The sequence below is a fragment of the Rhodococcus sp. WS1 genome (genome assembly GCF_003797745.1).
Taxonomy (GTDB): domain Bacteria; phylum Actinomycetota; class Actinomycetes; order Mycobacteriales; family Mycobacteriaceae; genus Rhodococcus_F; species Rhodococcus_F erythropolis.
The window spans coordinates 602,536-625,199 of the sequence record NZ_RKLZ01000002.1 but is presented as its reverse complement, the minus strand read 5'-3'; the positions used below and the strand labels follow the sequence as shown (position 1 = coordinate 625,199).

Below are 22,664 nucleotides of genomic sequence, written 5' to 3'. Positions count from 1 at the left end.
GGTGAAGTTTCTCAGTAGGTTCTACATCGACGGGTTCATCCTCGGCATCATCATCGCCGGCGTGCTCGGAAGTGTGTTCCCGGTATCGGGTACCGCGGAGAGCATTCTGAACTGGGCCACCAAGATCGCCATCGGCTTCCTGTTCCTGCTCTACGGCGCACGGCTCTCGCCGCAGGAAGCGTGGAAGGGCGTCAAGCACTGGCGACTGCACACTGTCGTCCTTGCCGCGACGTTTGTGCTCTTCCCGCTGATCGGCCTTGCGCTGCGATTCCTGTCGCCGACCCTGATCAGCGACGAGCTCTACACCGGCATCCTCTACATGTGCCTCGTTCCGTCGACGGTTCAGTCGTCGATCGCGTTCACTTCGATCGCCAAGGGAAACGTCGCCGGCGCGATTGTCAGTGCGTCGTTCTCCAACCTGATCGGCGTCTTCGTCACCCCGTTGCTGGTGGTTCTGCTGATGAATACAACGGGCCAGGCGACGGTCGACTTCTCGTCGATCCTCGACATCGTCGTGCAGCTGCTGATCCCGTTCATCGTGGGCCAGCTGATCCGCCCGCTGGTGATCGGATGGCTGCAGAAGTATGCCGAGCCCACCAAGTACGTCGATCGCGGATCGATCCTCCTCGTTGTCTTCGCCGCCTTCAGCGAGAGCATGAAAGAGGGGATCTGGAGCACCATCACGATCTGGCAGATCGTGATCCTCACAATCGTGTGCTGCCTGATCCTCGCGCTGGTTCTCGGCGTGACCACTCTCGCGGGGCGCAAGCTCGGGTTCGACCTTCCCGATCAGATCGTCATCATCTTCTGCGGGTCGAAGAAGTCCTTGGCGACAGGCCTACCGATGGCGGCTGTACTGTTCGCGGGCCAGCCCGTCGGCCTGATCGTGTTGCCGCTGATGATCTTCCATCAGATCCAACTGATCGTCTGTGCTGCGATGGCGCAACGCTTCGCGAATCGTGATCCGGTGAGCGTCAGCTAGCGAGCAACTCGCCTCGGGTCGCGTCGACGCAGCCACAACCGCCCTGCAGTTCAGCACAATCGATGGACAACGCATGGCGACTCGATGCCAGGTCGACGCAGTTCACGCCGGTGCATTCGAGTGATCCGTCCGCATGTCGCAGCAAAGAATCGTGGCAGTGATCGACATCCGAAACACAATCCTCGCACTGGATCTGACGCTCAGCGATCATTGCTGTCACCTCTCTCGAAAACGATGACACAGGAATATCATCGACCTCCGACAGATCAGTTTCGTTCCACTTCGATGGGATGGCTGGCCAGCATTGCCACGGGGAGCGGTTGGCGTCGTAGCACCCGTGCCCAAACATCGACTCGGGGCGGCGTCAGCACATCGGACGGCAGTGAGCTGATCACCATCCAGTCTTCACGTTCAAGTTCCGAATCCAGCTGCCCCAGAGTCCAACCCGAGTAACCGGCAAAAATGCGAATCCCTTCGACCAGAGGAGCGATGACCTCCGGGTCCGAGTCCAGATCCACCATGACAACTTTGCCGTCCACCCGCCGCAGGCCGGCGACGCCGTCGATCCGTGCACCGTTGCGAGCGATACCCAGGCAGAGCGCGGAGTCACGCTTGACGGGTCCACCGATGTACAGGGCGGAAGGATGCGCGGTCAGCGGTGACCACTGCGGCAACACGTTCTGCACGGCCGTCTCACTCGGCCGATTGACGATGACGCCAAGGCTCCCGGCGTCGTTGTGCTCGATCATGTAGATGACGGTGCGGCGAAATGCAGGTTCCGTGAGATCGGTCGACGACACCAACAAACTGCCCGGACGAACCTCCGGTTCTATCCAGGCCATTCGATCCTCGGGTTCTTCTGCGTGCGCCACAAAGACATCATCTCACCGACAACTGCGTGCGGAGGAACGAGACACAGGCGTGTTCAGGTCAGACCCGCCACATCGGCAAGTAGTGCCAGATGCCGCTCGAAAATCTCACTCGCATCGGTGAAGGTATCGCTTCCGTACTGCCCGAACACCTCGAAGTTCACCGAACCGAACAGCGATACCCAGACGAGAGTTGCGCGCACCGCAGCATCCGGCGGCAGGTCGGTGCCCAGTTCTTTCCGCACTCCCTCGAGGTCCGTTGCCAGCGTGTCACTCAGGTCCGGGCCCTCTCGCACCGTGAGTGCACCCGCGCGATGGGCGGCGTCGATGATCCCGATCAGCCGGGTCACGACGAGGGTGCCAGGGCCGGTGGTCTGCTCGCCCGGAGCGTCGTAACCGGGGACGGGGCTGCCGAACAGCAGACCGTATCGAGCCGGCTCCCGGATCGCCCAACTCCGGACGGCACGCCCGAGAGCAATGAACTGTCCGCGAAAATCTTCTGCTGCAACGGCATTCACGGCGGAGTCCACTTCCGCGCCCAGTTCCGTGTACCCGTCCACCACCAGCAAGGTCAGCAGTTCGTCACGACTGGCGACGTAGCGGTACACCGCTGAGGACACGACTCCCAGATCACGCGCGACGGCCCTCAAGGACAACGCGGCGGCGCCGACGGCAGCAAGATGCTCGCGTCCGATCCGGGTGATGTCCTGCAGCGTCTGTTCGCGCGCCCGCTCACGGGGAGTCCCAACCATGAGTCCATCTTGCCCCATGACCGAGAGCACTATCAACAAAAGAGAGCACTGCTCTTGACAGCACTGAGGCGCGGGTGCATTCTTGAAAACGAGAGCAGTGCTCTCAGTTCACCCGAAACGAGAAGGAGCACACCATGTCGAACCTCGAAATCGTCACCGGAGCAGGACCCGTCGGATCCGCCGTCGCGCTACAGCTCGCCGAGCAGGGAATCAACGTCCGGCTCCTGACCAGGTCCGGCAGCGGGCCCGAGCACCCGCTGATCGACCGCCGACGCGTCGACGTCTCGGATTCCGAGGCCCTGCGCTCGGTCAGCGAGGGCGCCACGGCCATCTACCACTGCATCCACGCCGCCTACAACGCAGCCGATTGGGAGCGGGAACTCCCGGCGGCCGAGAAGGTTGTGCTCGACGCAGCCGCATCCATCGGAGCCGTCGTGGTCTTCCCCGAAAGCCTCTACGCCTACAACTCCGACACCCTGATGACCGAATCCGATCCACGCAACGCCACCGGCGGCAAGCGCGGAGTGCGCACCGCGCTGCTGCGTGCTCGCGAGGCCTCCGCAACACCCACCGTCAGCGTCGTGGCCTCGGACTTCTTCGGCCCCCGCGTCCGCACCGCCCACGCCGGCGAGCGCATGGTTCCGAAGGTCATGGCAGGTAGGAAGATTCGTGTCATCGGTTCCGCAGACCAGCCGCACTCCTTCACCTACATCCCCGATCTCGCGGCGGCGATGATCGCAGCAGCACACAACCCCGAACTCTGGAACTCCGTCATCCACGCACCCACCGGCCCCGCGCTCACTCAGCGCAAGATCGCCGAGGCCTTCGCTCGAGCCGCCGGGGCGTCCCCCGCCAAGGTGGGTGTCCTGCCCGCCTGGGTGCTCGACGCCGTCGGCAAGATCAACACCGACAGCCGCGAACTCGCGGAGATGAACTACCAGTTCACCAAGCCGTTTGTCATGGACTCGAGCGCCAGCGAAGTGCTGCTCGGACTCTCACCGACGCCGCTCGATCGGGCCGCCGAAGAGACCGTCGCGTGGTGGCGCGCGGAACAGGCTCGCACCGCTGCTGCCTGAACCTGCAGGTGGGGGCTCTTGACGCAAGAACGGAACGGGTGTTCACTTCTTCACATGGCCTATCGCCGCACTCCGGCAGTACAAGAAAGACTGGACGCCCAACGCGCCCGACTGCTCGACGCGGCCACGACGGCAGTGGCAACCCACGGTTATGCGGGCTGTTCCATCGCCGCGGTGGCCAAGAACGCCGGCGTCGGCACCGGGACGCTGTATCGACATTTCGACGGCAAGGGTGAATTGTTCGCCGAAGTGTTCCAATCTGTCTGCAGCCGTGAGGTATCCGCGGCCCGGAACGCCGGAGACAATGCCCGAAGTCTGGAAGGCAACCACCGCTCCGCGGTATCGGCGTCGGTTCGCACCTTCGCCGAACGTGCCATGCGTGCACCGGTTCTCGCCTATGCACTGCTGGTGGAGCCGGTGGATCCACTCGTCGACGAACAGCGACTCATGTTTCGCGAATCGTTCCGCGATTGCCTGGCCACCGCAATCCGCTCGGCCGTCGACACCGGTGAGATACCTTCGCAGGACGCCACTCTGACGGCAGCGTGCATCGTCGGGGCAATCGGCGAGGCCCTGATCCTTCCGCTGCGCGGCGGCACCACGGATCCCACTGCGATCGATGCCATCCTCGCCTTCACCCTTCGATCGTTAGGGAGTTTCGATGACACCCACGCATGAAGTCACCAATCAGGTACCGCCCCTGATCGATTACGACGCAGCCGAATACGCGCCGATCCTCGAGGCACTACACCGCGAGGGAGCTTCGGACGCAGCCGAAGAGGTTCATCGCGTCGGGGTCCGCGCCGGCAGCGCGCAAGCCCAGGAGTGGGGCGACCTGGCCGAGGAGCACCCACCTGTCCTGAGAACCCACGACCGCTACGGCAACCGCATCGACGAGGTCCGCTACAACCCCGCCTATCACCAACTCATGAGCACCGCAGTGGAATTGGGACTGCACGGCGCTCCGTGGGTTGACCCGAATCCACACGCACACCTCGTCCGCGCCGCGAAGATGGCCGTGTGGGGTCAAACCGACGCCGGCCACGGCTGCCCCATCTCCATGACGTACGCCGTGATCCCAGCGCTGCGGCACAACGCGGATCTTGCCGCTCAGTACGAACCCCTCCTGACCACCCGCCACTACGATTCGGCGCTGAAAGCTCCCCTCACCAAACCCGGATTGATCGCCGGAATGTCGATGACGGAAAAACAGGGCGGTTCGGACGTGCGTGCCGGAACCACAAGGGCAGTTCCACAATCCGACGGTAGCTATCTCCTGACAGGCCACAAGTGGTTCACCTCCGCACCGATGTCGGACGTGTTCCTCGTCCTCGCCCAGGCGCCGGGCGGTCTGTCGTGCTTCTTCCTTCCTCGGGTCCTGCCGGACGGCTCGCTCAACAACATGTACCTGCAGCGTCTGAAGGACAAGTTGGGAAATCATTCCAACGCGAGCAGCGAGGTCGAGTACCACGACGCTCTCGCGTGGATGGTGGGCGAGGAAGGCCGGGGCGTGCGCACCATCATCGAGATGGTCAACATGACCAGGTTGGACTGCACGATCGGCACGGCCACCGGCATGCGCGTCGGCACGCTGCAGGCAGTTCACCATGCGAATCATCGAAGTGCGTTCGGCGCCAACCTGATCGACCAACCTTTGATGCGCAATGTTCTCGCAGATCTGGCGGTGGAATCGGAAGCGTCCACTACCGTCGCGATGTGGCTGGCCGCTCTGACCGACCGCGCAACGTCGGGCGATGCCCACGCGAGCGCCCTACGACGCATTTCATTAGCCGTGAGCAAGTACTTCGTCTGCAAGCGCGGACCGATCCACGCTGCCGAAGCACTCGAGTGTCTGGGCGGAAACGGATACGTGGAGGAATCCCGGATGCCGCGCCTCTATCGCGAGGCTCCGCTGCTCTCGGTGTGGGAAGGGTCGGGCAACGTCGCGGCGCTCGACACTCTGCGGGCGATGGCGAAGCAACCCGAAACGCTGCAGGTGTTCTTCGACGAACTGAAACAAGCGAGTGGCGTGGACGCCCGCTTCGATCAGACCGTGCGGGATCTCGAGGTGGCATTCGGCGATTTCGACGACATCGAATACCGGGCGCGAAAGATCGTCGGTGACATGGCACTCGCACTGCAAGCCTCGCTGCTGCTCCGCTACGGGCACCCCGCGGTGGCCGACGCATTCTGCGCGAGTCGGCTCGGAAATAGCTGGGGGAGCGTGTTCGGAACCCTGCCGAGGGGGATCGACATCGCGCCGATCCTCGAGCGGGCCACCGTCAAGATCGGCGCCTGACCCACCCACTACAGTTTCCGCTTATGAACCGAGCCTCGAACCGCCGCGAGGCCTGGCAGCGCGTACTGCACACCCTGCGTGAATCACCCGGCCTGGGAAGGCTGGCGCTCGTCCGCTTTTCCAGCCAGTTCGGCGACGGAATGTTCCAGGCCGCGCTCGGCGGCGCAATCCTCTTCAACCCGGAACGTGAAACCGATCCGGTGGCGATAGCGGCCGGCTTTGCCGTACTGCTCCTTCCCTATTCGGTGATCGGCCCCTTTGCCGGCGCTCTGCTGGATCGTTGGGACCGCCGCCTGGTGCTCCTGTGGGCGAGCGTGCTCCGCGGGCTCTTCATCCTGACCACCGCGGTGCTGCTGGTCGCCGGCGGCGGTGACACTCTGTTGTTGACGTGTGCGCTTGCTGCGATCGGGGTCAGCCGCTTTGTCGGGGCAGGCGTATCCGCAGCCCTGCCGAAGGTCGTCCGACAATCGTGGCTGGTGGCAACCAATTCCGTTCTCACAACGGCTGGTTCGGTGGTAGCCGCTCTTGGTGCTTCGGCAGCGGTGGCGATCATCGGCGTGATCGGCGCGGGGGATCGAGCGTCAGGCGCCGCCGTGGCCATCGCAGCACTGGGATCGGTGATCGCAGCCCTCGCCGCGGCCAGGTTCACCGCCCGCTCACTTGGTCCAGTGGCCGACGAAGTGATTCGTGCCAGCGCCGTCCGTTCGGTAACGGCCGGACTGCGCACCGGGGCAACCGCTGTCTGGGAGGCGCCTGGCGTCACCACGGCAATGATCGGGATCGGAGCGCACCGCATCTGCTTCGGCATCAACACCCTCATCATGGTGCTGGTCCTACGCGACACCTCGAACGGCTCCCAATTACCTGGAGGGATGGCCGGATTCGGCGTCGCCGTCGGTGCAACGGCCATCGGAATGCTGATCGCGGCATTGATCACACCGTTCCTCATCCCGCGGATCGGTCGCTCACGGACGATCACGTACGCCCTGGTGTGCGCGGTGGCCGTCCAGCTCGTCTTCGTAACCACCCTGACGCAGGGATCGCTGCTGATCGCCGCCTTCCTGCTCGGCATCGCCGGGCAGTCCGTGAAACTCAGCGGCGACGCGGCCATGCAGATCGACATCGACGACGACCGTCGTGGCCAGGTATTCGCCTTGCAGGACACCGTGTTCAACGTCGCGTTCATCGGTGCGATCGCGGCAGCGTCGACGGTGATCGCACCCGACGGCAAGAGCGTCGGCCTGGCCCTTGCCGGCGCGGGTGTCTATGCCGCCGGATTGTCAGCGGTGCTGATCAACCGCAAGAAACGAGAAACTAGCCCTGCTGGGTAGCCCACCATTTCAGCAGTTCAGCTTCGGCCTCGTCACGCTCGAGCGGGCCGCGATCCAGACGTAGTTCCTTGAGGAACGTCCATGCCTTGCCCACCTGCGGGCCGGCCGGGATGTTGAGCAGTTCCATGATGGCGTTGCCGTCGAGGTCCGGACGCACGCGAGCGAGGTCTTCCTGCTCCGCGATGCGCGCAATCCGCTCTTCGATGTCGTCGTATGTGGCCTGCAACTGCGCGGCGCGGCGCTTGTTACGCGTGGTGCAGTCGGCCCGGACGAGCTTGTGCAGCCGGGGGAGCAGCTCGCCCGCGTCGGTGACGTACCGCCGCACCGCGGAGTCGGTCCACTGCCCCTTGCCGTAGCCGTGAAAACGCAAGTGCAGGAACACGAGCTGCGAAACGTCGTCGACCATCTGCTTCGAGAATTTCAAGGCACGCATGCGCTTGCGCACCAGCTTGGCGCCAACCACCTCGTGGTGGTGGAAGCTGACGCCGCCGCCCGGTTCGTTGCGCTTGGTGTCCGGCTTGCCGATGTCGTGAAGCAGTGCAGCCCAACGCAATACGAGGTCGGGATCGCCTTCTTCGAGATCGATCGCCTGCTGGAGCACGGTGAGGGAGTGCTGGTAGACGTCCTTGTGTTGGTGATGCTCGTCGATCTCGAGCTTCATCTGCGGAACCTCGGGCAGCACGTATGCAGCCAGTCCGGAGTCGACCATCATGTTGATGCCGTCCACCGGGTACATCCCCAGCATCATTTTGTTCAGCTCCACCTGCACACGCTCGGCGGTGATCCGCTCGATCTGCGACGCCATCTCCTTGATGGCCTCGAAAACGCGATTGTTCAACGTGAAACCAAGCTGCGAGACGAACCTGGCTGCGCGCAGCATCCGCAGCGGATCGTCGTTGAACGAGTTCTCCGGCGCCGACGGCGTATCGAGTTCCCCGGCCAGCAGGGCGTCCATGCCGTTCAGCGGATCGACAAACGTGTAGGAACCGTCCGCGCCGATCTTCATCGCCATCGCGTTGACGGTGAAATCGCGGCGCACCAGGTCGTCGGCCAACGTCGTTCCGTACTCGACTATCGGATTACGTGAGACACGGTCGTAAGCGTCGGCCCGGAAGGTCGTGATCTCGATCTCCTGGCCGTGCTTGATGGCGCTGATGGTCCCGAACTCGATGCCGGTGTCCCACTGCTTGTCCACCCAGCCCTTGAGCAGAGCCTGAACCTTCTCCGGCCTGGCGTCCGTCGTGAAGTCCAGATCGCCACTGAAGCGGCCCAGGATCGCGTCGCGAACACTGCCACCCACCAGGAACAGCTCGTGACCGGCCTCGGCAAAACGCTCACCGAGCGGGTTCAACACGTCGGACAACGTGCCGAGCGTTGCAGTGGCGTCGGCAAGCAGTCGTAGGCGGCGATCAGCGTCGGAGGTAGGGACAGTCACGTGAAAGGAGCTTACTTAAGGTGCGCAAATAGCAGAACGCGCATACGAACGCGATAGACCGCTTTGCGCGGGTTACCGGGCAACGCTGGAAGGCCAACTAGTATCGATGAGGTGTCTGGTGCCGAACGAACAAACAGGAGTCGCCGCAACCCGCGGCGTCGACCTGCCGTCGGCAACCCCGATAAACCTTTGATGCGAACCGTCCGTGAAACTTCTGCGGGCGGCTTGGTCGTCGACGGCTGGGGCGGACCTCCCGAACGCCTCTGCGCTGCACTGATCGGCCGAACCGACCGCCGCGGACGCCTGCTCTGGTCGCTACCCAAGGGCCATATCGAGCAGGGTGAGACGGCCGAACAGACCGCAATGCGTGAGGTCGAAGAAGAAACCGGTATCCAGGGAACCGTCCTGGCACCGCTGGGCAGCATCGACTACTGGTTCGTGACCGAAGGTCGGCGCGTCCACAAGACCGTGCACCACTATCTCCTCCGCTTTCTCGGCGGTGAACTCTCCGACGAGGACATCGAGGTCACCGAAGTCGCCTGGGTACCGCTGACGGAACTGCACAAGCGACTCGCATACGCCGACGAGCGCAAGCTGGCCGAACTTGCATCGCAGATGATCGCCGAAATGCCGCGACCTGAAATGCACCGACCTGAAATCCCGCGAGTACAGCACCCGAAGGAACCGGACGCCGGATGAGAATGGCTCTGCGGCGGGCCGGTGTGGCCGCTTTGGTGATGGCCGCTGTCGGTTTCGGGCCCGCGACGACGGCCGTCTCCTGGGCCGCTCCGTCCAGCCAGCCCAGTGAGCGCGCCCCGGCGCGAAACACCAACGATGCCAAATTTCTGCAGCTGACCATCGACTCCACCGCACCGACCACCGTGACGACAACCAGCGACCGCAACGTCGTGGTCAAGGGCACGGTGAAGAACGTCGGTGACCGTCCCGTCGAGGACGTCGGAGTGAGGCTGCAACGCGCTCCCGCGATCGACTCCAGTTCGGACGTGCGCGCAGCACTCGATTTCGACCAGGCTGTTTTCGACACGGTCGGCGAATTCGACACCGTTGCCACCACCCTCGACACCGGCCAGTCCAAGCAGTTCACACTCACCTTGCCGCTCCGGAGCACAACCGGGTTGTCTCTCGACATCACCGAACCGGGCGTCTACCCGATGCTCGTCAACGTGAACGGCACCCCGGAATACGGCGGGGCCGCCCGACTCGACGACGCACGCTTCCTGCTCCCAGTGCTCGGTGTGCCGGCCGCGGCCGAATCGAACGCCACATCCGGAACACCCAGTTCGTCGGCGACGGCCGTCGTTCCCCCCGACACGTCCGCCCCGATCGGCGTCACGCTCATGTGGCCGCTGGCCGACGCGCCACGACTCGTCGGCGGAATCCCGGGCGCGGTCAACGAGCCCGTGCGCCTGATCGACGACGAACTTGCCACCGAACTTTCCGACGGCGGGCGCCTGGACGCGTTGGTCGATGCGGTGGAGAACGCCACCAAGCCCGAGAGCGATACCGATCGCCGCGTCACGGATGCGCTCTGCCTGGCAATCGACCCCGACCTTCTGATCACCGTCGAGAACATGACTCGCGGATACCTCGTGGCCGACAACTCGTCAGATCCCACCGGACCGTCGCACGAAGGCCGTGGCAGCGACGCCGCCAACCAATGGCTCGGCCGGGTGAAGACCCTCGCGTCCTCGATGTGCACGACGGCGGTTCCGTTCGCCCAGGCCGATCTCGCCGCGGTCACCTCGGTGGCCAATCCGGAGTTGACGGCTACCGCGCTCGCACGCCCGGCAGACATCGTCGACAACATCCTCGGCGTGACGTCACTGCGAGATTTCGTCTGGCCGGATTCGGGTGTCCTCGACTCGGCCACCGCAGAGGTGCTGAGCGTGAATCCCACCACAGCGATGGTGGCTGACACCTCCGTCGACTCGGCAGCCCCGCAACTGTCGTCGCGGATAACCGGCTCACTCGACGCGCTTGCGTTCGACACCTCGGCAGCCGCAGCCTTGGCCGCCACCGGCTCGGAGCCGCAGGTCCCGTCGTACATCCCCGACGACACCGCGCCGACCATCGACATCGAATCGCGCAGCGCCCGGCGCCAGGACGCGCTGGGAGCGATGGCCTGGGCCGCGCTGACGCCGACTTCTCTGCCGCGCAATCAGATCTTCGCGCCGCCGCAACTGTGGACCGCGGACAGCAACGACGCCACCGCCGTGCTCTCGATGCTCGCGACCCTCATTCGCTCCGGTCTCGCCTCACCTCAGGCCCTGCCCGCACTACTCGGCAGACAACCGGGGGCCACTGACGCCGCCACGCTCGACTACCCGGACCGAGCCACCCAGGACGGTCCGCAGACGTCCGTCGTCGAGACCGCAACCACCCAACTTCCGCGTATCGACGGGCTCGAAGCATCGCTCGTGGACGATCCGGCGGCTTCGCTCACCCCCCGGGGATTCACGGCACCGCTCCGCGAAGATCTACTTCGCTCGATGACCTTGGCGGATCGCCGCAACGTCGCCTCCGCATCGGTCAATCGGGCGGAGCGCGCTGCGACCATCCGCGCCGACAACGTCACCGAAGCCGTCGACGGGATGTACCGGGCCGTCAGCGTGGTGTCTCCGGGCGGCGTCTACACCCTCGCGTCGGGGCAGAGCCCGCTCCTGCTGGTGGCGCGCAACGAGCTGCCCATCGCCATCAACGTCGACCTGCGTGTGGAAGCCCCTCCCGAGATGCAGATCAGTGACATCGGTCCCAAACAGCTGCCACCGCGAGGTAGCCGACAGTTGACTGTGCCCGCGGAAATGAACGATTCTCGCAAGCTGGAAGTCAACTTCTCGCTGACCACGACAGATGGCCGCCAATTGGGTACGCCGACCAGCGTGACCGTACGGTCGAATGCGTACGGTCGTCCCCTGGCCGCCGTGACGGCGACAGCGGGAGGGTTGCTGCTGTTCCTGGCAGGGCGACGGCTGTGGCATCGATTCAAGGGTCAGCCGGACCCAGCAGATGAAGGGTACGAACGCTCATGACCGGGAATCCACCCGAGGAGGGTCGCCGCTCGGCGATCACCCGCAAGAGTGCCACGACCCGTTCGCATCCTCGGATGCCACCGTGGGAGCGCGGCTACCCGATTCAGCCGGTCAACCCCGACGCACGTTTCGACGACGCACCCACCATGACCATCCCGGTGATCCGCGACTATCCCAGATATCGCGAAGCCGAGATGGAATTCGCCGATCGGCAGGCGACCAAGTCGGACGAGTTCGACACCGACGCGCACGCCCTGGTCGGTGATCGTAAGGAGACGAACTCCCGCCTCCTCGCGGCGACGGGTTCCATCGCGATCGCGACGCTGACGAGCCGCATCACGGGGTTCGCCAAGCAGTTGATGATCCTGATGGTCCTCGGCCCGGCCATCGCCAGTTCGTTCACCGTGGCCAGCCAGATCCCGAACATGATCGCGGAGCTCGTCTTGGGCGCCGTTCTGACCGCGATCGTCGTCCCCGTGCTGGTCCGCGCCGAGCGGGAGGACGCCGATCACGGCGAAGCGTTTGTCCGACGCCTCTTCACGGCGTCGCTCGTCCTACTGGGCATGGCCGCGCTGCTCGCGACCCTGGCAGCACCCGTACTCACCAAATACGTCTTCCTGTCCGAAGACGGCAAGGTCAGCACCGACCTGACCACGGCGCTGTCGTATCTACTTCTGCCGGCGATCCTGTTCTACGGGCTGTCGGCACTGTTCACAGCGTTTCTGAACACCAGGCAGATCTTCAAGCCCGGAGCCTGGGCTCCCGTACTCAACAACGTCGTCGTCCTCGTGGTGCTCGTGATCTACCGCCTGACTCCGGGCGAGATCTCGCTTGATCCGGTCTCGATGGGCGACGCAAAGCTGCTCACCCTCGGTATCGGCATCACCATCGGCGTCATCGTGCAGGCAGCCAGCCTGATCCCCGCGCTTCGCCGCGAGAAGATCTCGCTCAAGCCGCTGTGGGGTCTCGACGATCGCCTGCGCCAGTTCGGCGGCATGGCCGTCGCCATCGTCTTGTACGTCCTGATCAGCCAGATGGGCATGATCTTCGCGACCAAGATTTCCTCACATGCCGACGAAGCCGGCCCTGCCATCTACAGCCAGGCCTGGTTGCTCCTGCAGCTCCCGTACGGCGTGCTCGGAGTGACGGTTCTGACCGCGATCATGCCGCGCTTGAGCCGCAACGCTGCGGCCGACGACACCCCGGCCGTCGTGGACGATCTGTCGGTCGCGACACGTCTGACCATGATCACGCTGGTTCCGATCATCATGTTCCTGACCTTCATGGGTCCGCAGGTCGGTGAAGCGCTCTACGGTTACGGCCGCTTCGGACCCGAACAGGCCGAACGACTCGGCACTGCCGTGAGCTGGTCGGCATTCACGTTGATTCCGTACGCGCTGGTCCTGATCCAACTTCGTGTGTTCTACGCCCGCGAACAAGCCTGGACGCCGACGTGGATCGTTCTCGGCATCACTGCAGTGAAAATTGCATTCTCGGCGCTCGCTCCGGTCTTCGCCTCCAACAGCGATCAGGTCGTGATCCTCCTCGGTGCGGCCAACGGTCTCGGATACATCACCGGCGCCGTCATCGGCGGATACCTCCTGCACCGCAGCCTCGGAAACCTGCAGATGGCCAACGTGGGCAAGACAGTCTGGTCCGTCGTACTCGCCTCGCTGGCCGGTTCGCTGACCATGCTCGCGGTCGACCGCGTCCTCGGATTCGATCAACTCACCGAGCGTTTCGGCGGACCCGGCTCGATGGTTCGCGTCGCCGTCGGCGGCATCCTGATGCTCGCGATCACCTTCACGATTCTCTACTTCAAGAAGGTTCCGGAAGTCCTGTCGGTAACGGTTGCGGTCTCCCGCAAGATTCGTTCACTGACAGGTCGCGCCGAACCGGACACACGTAACAACACCGACGACGACGTCACCGAGCTGATTCCTGCAATCAGAACGGAATCAAACGAGCAAGAACGACCGGGTGCGCTCCCGTACCCTGGTCATGGGCGTACAGGATCGCAACCCGCGCGTATTCGGGGACGGGCTATCGATGGAGAAGGAGCGAGGGTGAGCGACGACAACGTTTCCGGCAACAAGAGTGCCGGGACTTCTGCCGTGAAAGCGTCCGAACAGAAGTCAACGGCATCGTCGGGCACACCTGCATCCACGAGTTCCTCCGCATCTGCCGGCCAGAAGCCACAGCAGGGTCAGAGGCCACAGCAGCCCGCGCAGCGGCCGGTCCAGAAGCCACAGCAGGGCCAGAAGCCACAGCCGCCGGTGCAGAAGGCCGCACCGCCGGTGCCTCCGGTCAGTGTGTCGAAGACACCTTCAGCACCTGTGTCGAAGACACCTTCAGCTCCCGTGTCGAAGACACCCGCGTCGAAGACGCCTGCTTCGGACAAGAAGGCACCCGAACCTCAGAAGACGGCTGCAGCTCAGACACCGCCGCCCGCTGCGCCTCGCACACCTGCCGCCGGATCCGCATCACGACCGGCCCAGCGACCGATGCCCCGTGGACCCAAGCTCATACCGGGCGCATCTGTCGCCGGCGGACGCTACCGTCTGCTCGCGCCGCACGGTGGAACCCGCGGACTGCAGTTCTGGGAAGCTCTCGACGTCAAGCTCGACCGTGAAGTAGCCCTGACGTTCGTCGACGCCGATCAACGCGGTGACGACGACAGCCAGTCCGGACCGCAGGCAGTTCTCTCGCGCACGCTGCGCCTGGGAAGGATCAACTCGCCCGGTCTGGCTCGCGTCCTCGACGTCGTCCGCGGAAGTTCGGGCGGCATCGTCGTCGCCGAATGGACTCCCGGTCGCTCGCTGCGTGAGATGGCCGAGACCACGCCGTCACCGATCGGTGCAGCCCGCGCCATCCGTGCCCTCGCGGCCGCTGCCGAAGCTGCTCACCGCACCGGCGGTGCGCTGTCCATCGATCACCCGGACCGCGTTCGCATCAGCATCAACGGTGACGCCGTACTGGCGTTCCCGGCGACGCTTGCCGACGCCGATTCCACCAGCGACGTCCGCGGTCTCGGCGCCATGCTGTACTCGCTCATCACGGCGCGCTGGCCGCTCGCCGATCCGTCCGCCGGTCCCGTCGGTGGTTTGCTTCCCGCCGGCCGCGGCGCCGACGGCAACATCGTCGAGCCTCGGGTCGTCCGTCCGGAGGTTCCGTTCGACATCTCGGCCGTGGCAGTTCGAGCGTTGCAGTCGGAGAGTGGAATCCGCACTGCTGCCACCGTGCAGCACATTCTCGATCAGGCGTCCGTCGTCAACGACAAGACGGAAATGATTCCGGCACTTCGTCTCGGCCACCGCGAACAGGGTGCGTCGGGTCACGCACTGAACGACCCTGAAGCCATCGAGGCCGAGAAGAAGAAGTCGACGCGGATGCTCGCGGCACTGACGGCGCTCGGTGTCTTCACCGTGATCGTCCTGATTCTCCTTGTGGTGTGGGTAGCGAGCTTCCTCTCGGGCGGCAGTAACGACACCCCGCTCAGCGAGCAGAGTTTCGGCTTGACCACCGAAGCTACTGCGCCCGAGAACAATTCACCTGCCCCCGCACCGGCGGCCGCAACCGTGCCGGTAGCCGCCTCGGCCGTAACGGTGTTCTCGCCCCAGGGCACACCTGATCAGCCCGCAACGGCGAAGAACGCCATCGACGGCAATCCGGCCACCGCATGGTCGTCGGACTCGTACTTCCAGCCCTTCCCGTCCCTGAAGAACGGCGTCGGCCTGATGGTGACGCTCGCCGATGCGGCCAACCTGAAGAACATTGCGATCACGTCCGATTCGCCCGGAACCGTCGTTGAAATCCGTTCTGCCCCTTCTGCGAATACTTCGCTGGATCAGACCAAGGAAATCGGATCCGGTGTACTGAAGAACGGTGTGACCGACATTCCGCTCTCGTCGGACGGCTCGGGTCAGTATGTCCTGGTTTGGATTACGCAGCTCAGCACCGAATCCGGACAAAACCAGACATCCATCTCGGAGATTGCATTCACTGCTGCAAAGTGATCGCCCTTGGCCCTTCTGAAACCTACCGACTGGGCTAATATCCGCCCGTGCACAGTTATCGGGGGGGCACCGGGGGCGGAGCCGGAAATTTCGAATCCAGAAGTTTCGAGAACAAAAATCTCGAGGCGACGGATTTCGAATTGTTGACCGCTCATGTCGCGGGCGATCCACACGCGTTCCGTGAACTACTGGTCCGGCATCAGGATCATCTGTGGCACGTTGCCCGGCGTACAAGTTACTCGGACGAGGACGCGGCAGACGCACTCCAGGAGGGTCTGTTGTCCGCGCACCGCAAGGCGGCGAAGTTCCGCGGCGATGCGGCGGTGCGTAGTTGGCTCCACACCATCGTGGTCAATGCCTGCCTTGACCGGATCCGACGCAACAAATCGCGGGCCGCGTTCTCTCTGTCTTCCGAGAATGCGGAGGAACCCCGTGATCACCGCGATTACGCGGCGGGAGTGGACATGAGCCTGACCGTCGAACAAGCGCTGGCATCGCTGCCTCCTGAGCAGCGCGCTGCCGTCGTCGCCGTCGATGTCGAGGGGTATCCGGTGGCCGAGGCCGCCGAGAGGTTGGGCGTGCCCGTAGGGACCGTGAAGAGTCGCTGCGCCCGCGCGCGCAAGCGCCTCGCCGCCCAGTTGGAGGACTTTCGCGAAGGCGGGAACCATTCGTGAACCGGCCGCGTCCTATCTTGTAAGCGTCCACACCGACTGCCGAGGGAGGGTTCATGACAGATCCGTCTGTTCGCGTTCCGTCGCCTCCGTTTTCGGAGGACCTCTTGGCGGATCTTCACGCCGGGGTTCTCGATCCCGAAACCAGTGCAGCTCTGTGGCCGCTGGTACACGCAGACGCCGACGCCCACGCATTTGTCACTACTCTCGACAGCGTCACAGCATCACTCGCGACACTGAACTCGCGCGAGGCCTCTCACGAACGGATTCCGAATTCGCTTGCCGAGCGAATCAATTCGGCACTGGATCTACAGTCCGGTCAGGTCGAGCCGTCAGCAGAGACAACCGTCGTGCCGTTCCGGCGACGCCCACAAGCGTGGCTGCTCGGTGCCGCAGCAGCCGTGTTGGCGGCCTTCGTGATCGTTGTGATCGGAACCCGAGATTCCGAACCTGCCGAAAGCGTTGTCGCTCAACCAAGCATACCGGTGACATCTGCTGTCGACGATCCGGATTCGGCGTCCCTGCTTTCACTCATCGGATCCAAAAACCTTGGACCACTGGATGATCCGTCCAAGCTTGCCGGCTGCCTGAGCGCCAATGGCATCGACGAGGGCAGGCCGGTGCTCGGCTCGGGTGAGGTTCGCATCGACGGTGCACCTGCGATAGTCCTCCTCTTCGCGGGATCGCAGCCGCGTCAGATCACTGCACTCACTGTTGGCATCAACTGCAACGACGGGAATCCGAATACGTTGTCGGTCAAGAACATCGGCTGACGTCGACGGTCAGCGCGGTGTTGCTGCGGGTAGCAGGAGCTCGAGAATCCTCCCACGCAATGCATCCGTATCGTCCTCGACCGCTATCAGACTCGAAAACATCGCTGCCCCGGCCGCCAATACCAGCACGGCCTTGGCATCGAGCAGTGCCGATTCGGGATCGTCAGCATTTTGAAGGAAGAGTTGTGTGCTCGGCCCACTGAAACCGCGCCACAATTCGTTGCGTAGGTCGTCATGGTCGCGCAGCGCAGCCAGCAGTCCCGGCGACGCAGCACGAACCTCGGGCCGCGAGAAGAGCTGAGCACTTCCCTCCACCACCCAACGGATCCAGCCGTCGCGATCGGTGCCCTCGAACGGTGTCAGGTCAGGTGTTGCACCCAGGATCGATCCGAGAACTAGATGTGCCTTCGACGGCCATCGTCGTGACATCGAGGCTCGGCTGACCCCTGCCCGTGCCGCGATCGCCCGGAGACTGAGTTGCTCCCATCCGACCTCGAGGAGCATCGCTCGGGTGACCTCGAGGACTGTGTCGTCGATGCGTGGGTCTCGTGGGCGACCTGATCCTGTGGCGTTCATCGTGTCGAATTGTCGGACAGATTGGGAGTAGGCGCTATATCGTCGTAGTTACGAGTCCACTGGCATCGTAAAGATCAGGCCGTCGCAGGAAGTTGAAAATGACCACAGCGCCCACACCGTCGATATTCGAACCCGCACGTCTCGGCCCTCTGACCTTGCGCAACCGCATCGTCAAAGCTGCAACGTTCGAGGGCGTCATGCCCCGGGGAGCGGTCTCGGACGATCTGATCAACTTCCACACCGAAGTGGCTCGGGGCGGGGCCGCGATGACCACCGTCGCCTACTGCGCCGTCTCACCAGGTGGACGAGTCCACCGCGACACCCTTGTCATGGACGAGCGCGCACTGCCGGGACTACGCAGACTGACCGACGCCGTCCACTCAGAAGGCGCGCTTGCCGCGGCGCAGATCGGCCACGCGGGACTGGTTGCCAACACGCTTTCCAACAAGACGAAGACCCTGGCGCCGTCGACCCGGCTGAGTCCGCCCGCAATGGGCCTCGTCAAAGGCGCGACACTTGCCGAACTCCACGGTGTTGTCTCCGACTTCGAACGGGCCGCCCGCGTCGCAGTGGACGCAGGATTCGACGCCATCGAGGTCCATCTCGGTCACAACTATCTACTCAGTTCGTTCATGAGCCCCAATCTGAACAAGCGCCACGACCGATACGGTGGCAGCGTCGCCAAGCGCGCCGAGTATCCGCGTCGAGTCATCGAAGCGGTGCGAGTGGCCGCTGGATCCAGCGTGGCGGTCACCGCGAAATTCAACATGTCCGATGGGGTGCCGAAAGGTCTGTGGCTCGACCAGAGCCTGCCGATCGCCCAGATCCTCGAAGCCGACGGCCACCTGGACGCGATGCAATTGACCGGTGGCAGTTCACTTCTCAACGGAATGTACTTCTTCCGCGGCGAGGTCCCACTGGCTGAGTTTGTCGCCTCCCAACCCAAACTCGTCGGGTACGGGCTGAAGTTCTACGGTCCCAAAATCTTTCCGACGTACCCGTTCGAGGAGGGTTTCTTCCTGCCCTTCGCCCGTCAGTTCCGACAGGCGCTGAGGATGCCACTGATCCTGCTCGGCGGCATCAACCGCGTCGACACCATCGAGCACGCACTGGATGAAGGATTCGAGTTCGTCGCCATGGCGCGCGCACTGCTCAGGGACCCACAACTGGTCAACAAATTTCAGGCCGAGAGCGTCGACCAGGGTCTGTGTATCCACTGCAACAAGTGCATGCCCACCATCTACACCGGCACGCGCTGTGTGGTTCGGGACGCGCTGGTGGTTCGGGAGGCACCGCGCCCCGCCCAGTGAGTCCCGCGCTGTGAGCTGCCGGCTGTGAGCCACTTTCCAGCGGAGTGCGGGAACAACACCCCTTATCCTGGTGTTGATCGGTACGGCTCTCCAAGAAGCGGAGGGTCTGCACTCACTATTGGAAGGCTCGCATGACCACCCAGCTGGAAACCACGCCCGCGGTCCATGACGTCATCATTGTCGGTTCCGGACCGGCCGGCTACACCGCTGGTGTCTACACCGCGCGCGCTGAGCTCCAGCCCCTGCTCTTCGAGGGAACCCAGTTCGGTGGCGCCCTCATGACCACCACCGAGGTCGAGAACTTCCCCGGATTCCGCGAAGGAATCATGGGCCCCGATCTGATGGAACAGATGCGCGAGCAGGCACTGCGCTTCGACACCGACATCCGCACCGAGGACGTCGAGGAGATCGACCTCAGCGGCCCGATCAAGACCGTCGTCGCGAACGGCGAAACCTACGCCGCGCACGCGATCATCCTCGCCATGGGCGCAGCAGCCCGCTACCTGGGCATTCCCGGTGAAGAACGCCTCCTCGGCCGCGGCGTCAGCGCCTGCGCCACCTGCGACGGCTTCTTCTTCCGTGACCAGGACATCGTCGTGGTCGGCGGCGGCGATTCCGCGATGGAAGAAGCAACCTTCCTCACCCGCTTCGCTCGCTCGGTCACCCTGGTGCACCGCCGCGAGGAGTTCCGCGCCTCACGGATCATGCTCGAGCGCGCCAAGGCCAACGAGAAGATCCGCTTCCTGACCAACGCCGAGCCCGTCGAGGTGCTCGGTGAGAACAGCGTCACCGGCCTCGTCGTGCGCGACACCGTCACCGGTGAAACTTCCACACTCGAGATCACCGGCATGTTCGTCGCCATCGGCCACGACCCGCGCAGTGAACTCGTCAAGGGCCAGGTCGATCTCGACGACGCCGGATACGTGCGCGTCGCTCCCGGTTCCACCGCGACCTCCGTCGACGGCGTCTTCGCCGCCGGTGACCTGGTCGATCACACGTACCGTCAGGCGATCACCGCTGCCGGCACCGGATGCTCCGCAGCAATCGACGCCGAACGCTGGCTGGCCGACCGCGGCGACATCACCGCCAACACGCTCGACGCAGCCGGCCACACGGTCGACGTCGTCGGCGCTCCCTGATTCACCAAGCTGTCGTACCCAACCCTCGAGGAGTAACAGTGTCGAATACCGTCACCATCACCGACGATTCCTTCAAGCAGGACGTCCTGGGCAGCGACAAGCCCGTTCTGGTCGATTTCTGGGCAACCTGGTGCGGCCCGTGCAAGATGGTCGCCCCGGTCCTCGAGGAGATCGCCGGCGAGAACAGCGAGAAGCTGACCGTCGCGAAGCTCGACATCGATGCCAACCCCGCGGCCGCGCGCGATTTCCAGGTCATGTCGATCCCGACGATGATCCTGTTCAAGGACGGCAAGCCGATCAAGACGATCGTCGGCGCCAAGGGCAAGGCCGCGCTGCTCAAGGACCTCGCAGACGTTCTCTGACGGCTGGGTGAGCATCGTGGATTCTCGCAATCCACAGAATTTCTGAGATAATCGATCGATGTGCCTGATCGGGTCTACGACCAGGCACATCGATCGAATTCGTTAACCGATCCGAGAGGCTTTCACGCATGCACAGACTCCGACACGGCGATCACGGCCCGGCCGTCGCCGAGATTCGGGGCACATTGACGAAGCTGGGATACCTCCATCACGGAACTTCCGGCATTCGACGTGAAAGCGCCGACGGTGCCCACTGGGTTGCACCCGACGCCATCTTCGATCATCAACTCGACAGCGCCGTTCGTGCCTTCCAGCAGCAGCGTGGGCTTCTTGTCGACGGCATTGTGGGCCCGGCAACCTATCGGTCACTTCGTGAGGCCTCGTACCGCCTGGGTGCCCGTACGTTGATCTACCAGTTGTCCGCGCCGCTGTACGGCGACGACGTCGCAGCGCTGCAGGCAAAACTGCAAGATCTGGGCTTCTACGCAGGCCGGGTCGACGGTTTCTTCGGTCCGCAGACCCACGAATCTCTCTCGTCTTTCCAGCGCGAAATCGGGATCGCTGCCGACGGTATCTGCGGACCACAGACACTCCGTTCGCTGGAACTTCTGGGAACCCGCGTCACCGGTGGTTCCCCACATGCGATCAGCGAAGAGGAGCTGGTGCGGCGCAAGGGCCCGCAGCTGGGCGGTAAGCGCATCGTCATCGATCCCGGCCTCGGCGGGCCGTCGACGGGCAACATCGTCAACGGCATCTCCGAAGCTGACATCCTCTGGGATCTGGCCATGCGCCTCGAGGGGCGGATGGCTGCAACCGGGATGGAAACTTTCCTCTCCCGCCCGCACAACGCCGATCCCACCGAGGCCGAGCGCGCACTGACATCCAATGCGTTCGACGCGGATCTGATGATCTCCCTGCGTTGCGACAGCAACTCGAGCCCGTCGGCAAACGGCGTCGCGAGCTTCCACTTCGGAAATTCGCACGGTTCGGTCTCGATGATCGGGCAGGTGTTGACCGGTTTCGTTCAGCGCGAGATCGTTGCGCGAACTCCGTTGCGGGACTGCAGAACTCACGGTCGGACGTGGGAGTTGTTGCGCCTCACCAACATGCCGACAGTGCAGATCGATCTGGGCTACCTGTCCAACGCGTCCGACGTTGCGGTACTGACGAATCCGCGAATGAGGGACACCATTGCCGAAGCCATCTTGATCTCGGTCAAGCGGCTGTACCTGCTGGGTCAAGACGATCAGCCGACCGGCACCTTCACCTTCGCCGAGCTTCTCGCAGAAGAACTTTCGGTAGCCGACCGCATTTCGTAGGTCCTGCGGTCGGCACCTGCTCACACTCTGGCGAGCTCGCTGATCTCCACCATTTCGAGAGCTGCGGCCTTCAGTAGACGGTCGAGGGCTTCTTCGACGTCGACTTTCCATTCGTGATCTCGATTGAGTTCGAGACGAAGCCGCGGATAGCGATGGTGCGGTGCCACGACCTCGAAACCGTAGTCCTCGAGGAACTCGGCACTGATCATGCATTCTGCGGGTGAACATTCCAGAGCGGCAGTTGCACTGGCCACGTCGGAAGCAGGTCCCAAGTCGTCGCTACGGATACCGAATGCCTCGAGCGCACGAACTCCTCGTCGAACCAGATCTGTCACGACAGCGGCCAGCAGGCTTGGCCCCAGTTCTTCCTCTACGCCCGAGGGCTCGAGGCGAAGGCTTGTCAGAAGCACTGCGTCCGAGCTGACCGGGCTGGTCGGAAACAGTTGCGCGCGCGGGATCATGCGGGGAGGGGCGTACAACGCACTTCCGAGCGGCTTTCCGTCGCGGACGGCGACCTGTCCGCACGAACCCCACTCGAGCATGACCATCGACAGCCAGGCTTCCTTCTCGAATTCCTGATCGCAGAATCCTCGGGCATCGTGAAGCGCGCCCGGGTCCATCTCCCAGAACACGCATCGACGCGCATGGGCGGAAAGCTGATCGAGGCTGTCGAGCGTGAGAGAGGTGATGACGTGAGTCGACAC

20 protein-coding genes are annotated in these 22,664 nt (G+C 63.8%); 14 read left to right on the top strand and 6 right to left on the bottom strand.

Annotated features, from left to right (window positions below; genetic code table 11):
• Nucleotide 1 precedes the first annotated feature (1 nt).
• Entirely contained in the window at nucleotides 2–982 is a 981-nt protein-coding gene (locus EEB12_RS15385; RefSeq protein ID WP_003942582.1) for a bile acid:sodium symporter family protein, read from the top strand.
• Here the strand turns inward: EEB12_RS15385 and EEB12_RS15380 are convergent.
• The 3 genes from EEB12_RS15380 to EEB12_RS15370 are packed head-to-tail and all read right to left on the bottom strand — an operon-like array spanning nucleotide 975 to nucleotide 2,603.
• Nucleotides 975–1,193, bottom strand: coding sequence for a hypothetical protein (locus tag EEB12_RS15380; protein WP_141488057.1), 219 nt, complete (start codon nucleotides 1,191–1,193; stop codon nucleotides 975–977). The genes EEB12_RS15385 and EEB12_RS15380 overlap by 8 nt on opposite strands.
• Nucleotides 1,194–1,248: 55 nt before the next feature.
• Entirely contained in the window at nucleotides 1,249–1,854 is a 606-nt protein-coding gene (locus EEB12_RS15375) for a YqgE/AlgH family protein (RefSeq protein WP_020909845.1), read from the bottom strand.
• 53 nt (nucleotides 1,855–1,907) lie between these two features.
• Nucleotides 1,908–2,603 (bottom strand): TetR/AcrR family transcriptional regulator, encoded by a 696-nt coding sequence (locus tag EEB12_RS15370; protein WP_020971476.1) that lies wholly within the window; start codon nucleotides 2,601–2,603, stop codon nucleotides 1,908–1,910.
• Nucleotides 2,604–2,737: 134 nt separating this feature from the next.
• On the opposite strand from EEB12_RS15370, the gene EEB12_RS15365 reads away from it, so the two are divergent.
• From EEB12_RS15365 to EEB12_RS15350, 4 genes are read left to right on the top strand one after another with little or no spacing between them, the layout of a single operon-like run.
• Nucleotides 2,738–3,679: an NAD-dependent epimerase/dehydratase family protein gene (locus tag EEB12_RS15365; protein ID WP_141488056.1), complete on the top strand. Its 942-nt coding sequence runs from the start codon at nucleotides 2,738–2,740 to the stop codon at nucleotides 3,677–3,679.
• Nucleotides 3,680–3,733: 54 nt separating this feature from the next.
• Complete coding sequence (locus tag EEB12_RS15360; protein WP_021342287.1) at nucleotides 3,734–4,357, top strand: TetR/AcrR family transcriptional regulator; 624 nt, start codon at nucleotides 3,734–3,736, stop codon at nucleotides 4,355–4,357.
• Entirely contained in the window at nucleotides 4,341–5,978 is a 1,638-nt protein-coding gene (locus tag EEB12_RS15355; RefSeq protein ID WP_141488055.1) for an acyl-CoA dehydrogenase family protein, read from the top strand. Before EEB12_RS15360 ends, EEB12_RS15355 begins: the two co-directional genes overlap by 17 nt.
• A 23-nt stretch (nucleotides 5,979–6,001) precedes the next feature.
• Nucleotides 6,002–7,309: an MFS transporter gene (locus EEB12_RS15350; protein WP_136473374.1), complete on the top strand. Its 1,308-nt coding sequence runs from the start codon at nucleotides 6,002–6,004 to the stop codon at nucleotides 7,307–7,309.
• On the opposite strand, the gene EEB12_RS15345 is transcribed toward EEB12_RS15350, so the two are convergent.
• The gene (locus EEB12_RS15345) at nucleotides 7,293–8,744 is read right to left on the bottom strand and encodes a CCA tRNA nucleotidyltransferase (protein ID WP_019746191.1); all 1,452 of its coding nucleotides are present in this window, start codon (nucleotides 8,742–8,744) and stop codon (nucleotides 7,293–7,295) included. The genes EEB12_RS15350 and EEB12_RS15345 overlap by 17 nt on opposite strands.
• Nucleotides 8,745–8,855: 111 nt before the next feature.
• Here EEB12_RS15345 and EEB12_RS15340 point away from each other — a divergent pair, with 111 nt between their 5' ends.
• Genes EEB12_RS15340 through EEB12_RS15320 form a run of 5 tightly spaced genes read left to right on the top strand, consistent with a single transcriptional unit; the run spans nucleotide 8,856 to nucleotide 17,254 of the window.
• On the top strand, nucleotides 8,856–9,443 hold the full coding sequence (locus tag EEB12_RS15340) for an NUDIX hydrolase (RefSeq protein ID WP_019746192.1): 588 nt from the start codon (nucleotides 8,856–8,858) through the stop codon (nucleotides 9,441–9,443).
• Nucleotides 9,440–11,794: a DUF6049 family protein gene (locus tag EEB12_RS15335; protein WP_070384690.1), complete on the top strand. Its 2,355-nt coding sequence runs from the start codon at nucleotides 9,440–9,442 to the stop codon at nucleotides 11,792–11,794. Before EEB12_RS15340 ends, EEB12_RS15335 begins: the two co-directional genes overlap by 4 nt.
• Nucleotides 11,791–15,810 (top strand): lipid II flippase MurJ, encoded by a 4,020-nt coding sequence (locus tag EEB12_RS15330; protein WP_141488054.1) that lies wholly within the window; start codon nucleotides 11,791–11,793, stop codon nucleotides 15,808–15,810. The genes EEB12_RS15335 and EEB12_RS15330 overlap by 4 nt, the downstream gene beginning before the upstream one ends.
• Before the next feature lie 47 nt (nucleotides 15,811–15,857).
• A complete protein-coding gene (sigM, locus tag EEB12_RS15325) occupies nucleotides 15,858–16,484 on the top strand; it encodes an RNA polymerase sigma factor SigM (protein ID WP_141488053.1) in 627 nt (208 codons plus the stop codon).
• A 53-nt stretch (nucleotides 16,485–16,537) separates the two neighbouring features.
• Nucleotides 16,538–17,254: a hypothetical protein gene (locus EEB12_RS15320; protein WP_141488052.1), complete on the top strand. Its 717-nt coding sequence runs from the start codon at nucleotides 16,538–16,540 to the stop codon at nucleotides 17,252–17,254.
• A gap of 9 nt (nucleotides 17,255–17,263) precedes the next feature.
• On the opposite strand, the gene EEB12_RS15315 is transcribed toward EEB12_RS15320, so the two are convergent.
• Nucleotides 17,264–17,830, bottom strand: a complete 567-nt coding sequence (locus EEB12_RS15315; RefSeq protein ID WP_020971485.1) for a helix-turn-helix domain-containing protein — start codon at nucleotides 17,828–17,830, stop codon at nucleotides 17,264–17,266.
• A 98-nt stretch (nucleotides 17,831–17,928) separates the two neighbouring features.
• Here EEB12_RS15315 and nox point away from each other — a divergent pair, with 98 nt between their 5' ends.
• The 4 genes from nox (at nucleotide 17,929) to EEB12_RS15295 (ending at nucleotide 21,960) form a co-directional block, all read left to right on the top strand.
• Nucleotides 17,929–19,140 carry a 4,4'-dithiodibutanoate disulfide reductase gene (gene nox / locus EEB12_RS15310; protein ID WP_141488051.1) on the top strand — a complete coding sequence of 404 codons (1,212 nt, stop codon included), beginning with the start codon at nucleotides 17,929–17,931 and terminating at the stop codon, nucleotides 19,138–19,140.
• 131 nt (nucleotides 19,141–19,271) lie between these two features.
• A complete protein-coding gene (gene trxB, locus EEB12_RS15305; protein ID WP_019746199.1) occupies nucleotides 19,272–20,279 on the top strand; it encodes a thioredoxin-disulfide reductase in 1,008 nt (335 codons plus the stop codon).
• Nucleotides 20,280–20,317: 38 nt separating this feature from the next.
• A complete protein-coding gene (gene trxA / locus EEB12_RS15300) occupies nucleotides 20,318–20,641 on the top strand; it encodes a thioredoxin (protein ID WP_003942530.1) in 324 nt (107 codons plus the stop codon).
• Between the two features lie 128 nt (nucleotides 20,642–20,769).
• Complete coding sequence (locus EEB12_RS15295) at nucleotides 20,770–21,960, top strand: N-acetylmuramoyl-L-alanine amidase (RefSeq protein ID WP_020909860.1); 1,191 nt, start codon at nucleotides 20,770–20,772, stop codon at nucleotides 21,958–21,960.
• A 20-nt stretch (nucleotides 21,961–21,980) separates the two neighbouring features.
• On the opposite strand, the gene EEB12_RS15290 is transcribed toward EEB12_RS15295, so the two are convergent.
• Nucleotides 21,981–22,664, bottom strand: coding sequence for a hypothetical protein (locus tag EEB12_RS15290; RefSeq protein WP_029256811.1), 684 nt, complete (start codon nucleotides 22,662–22,664; stop codon nucleotides 21,981–21,983).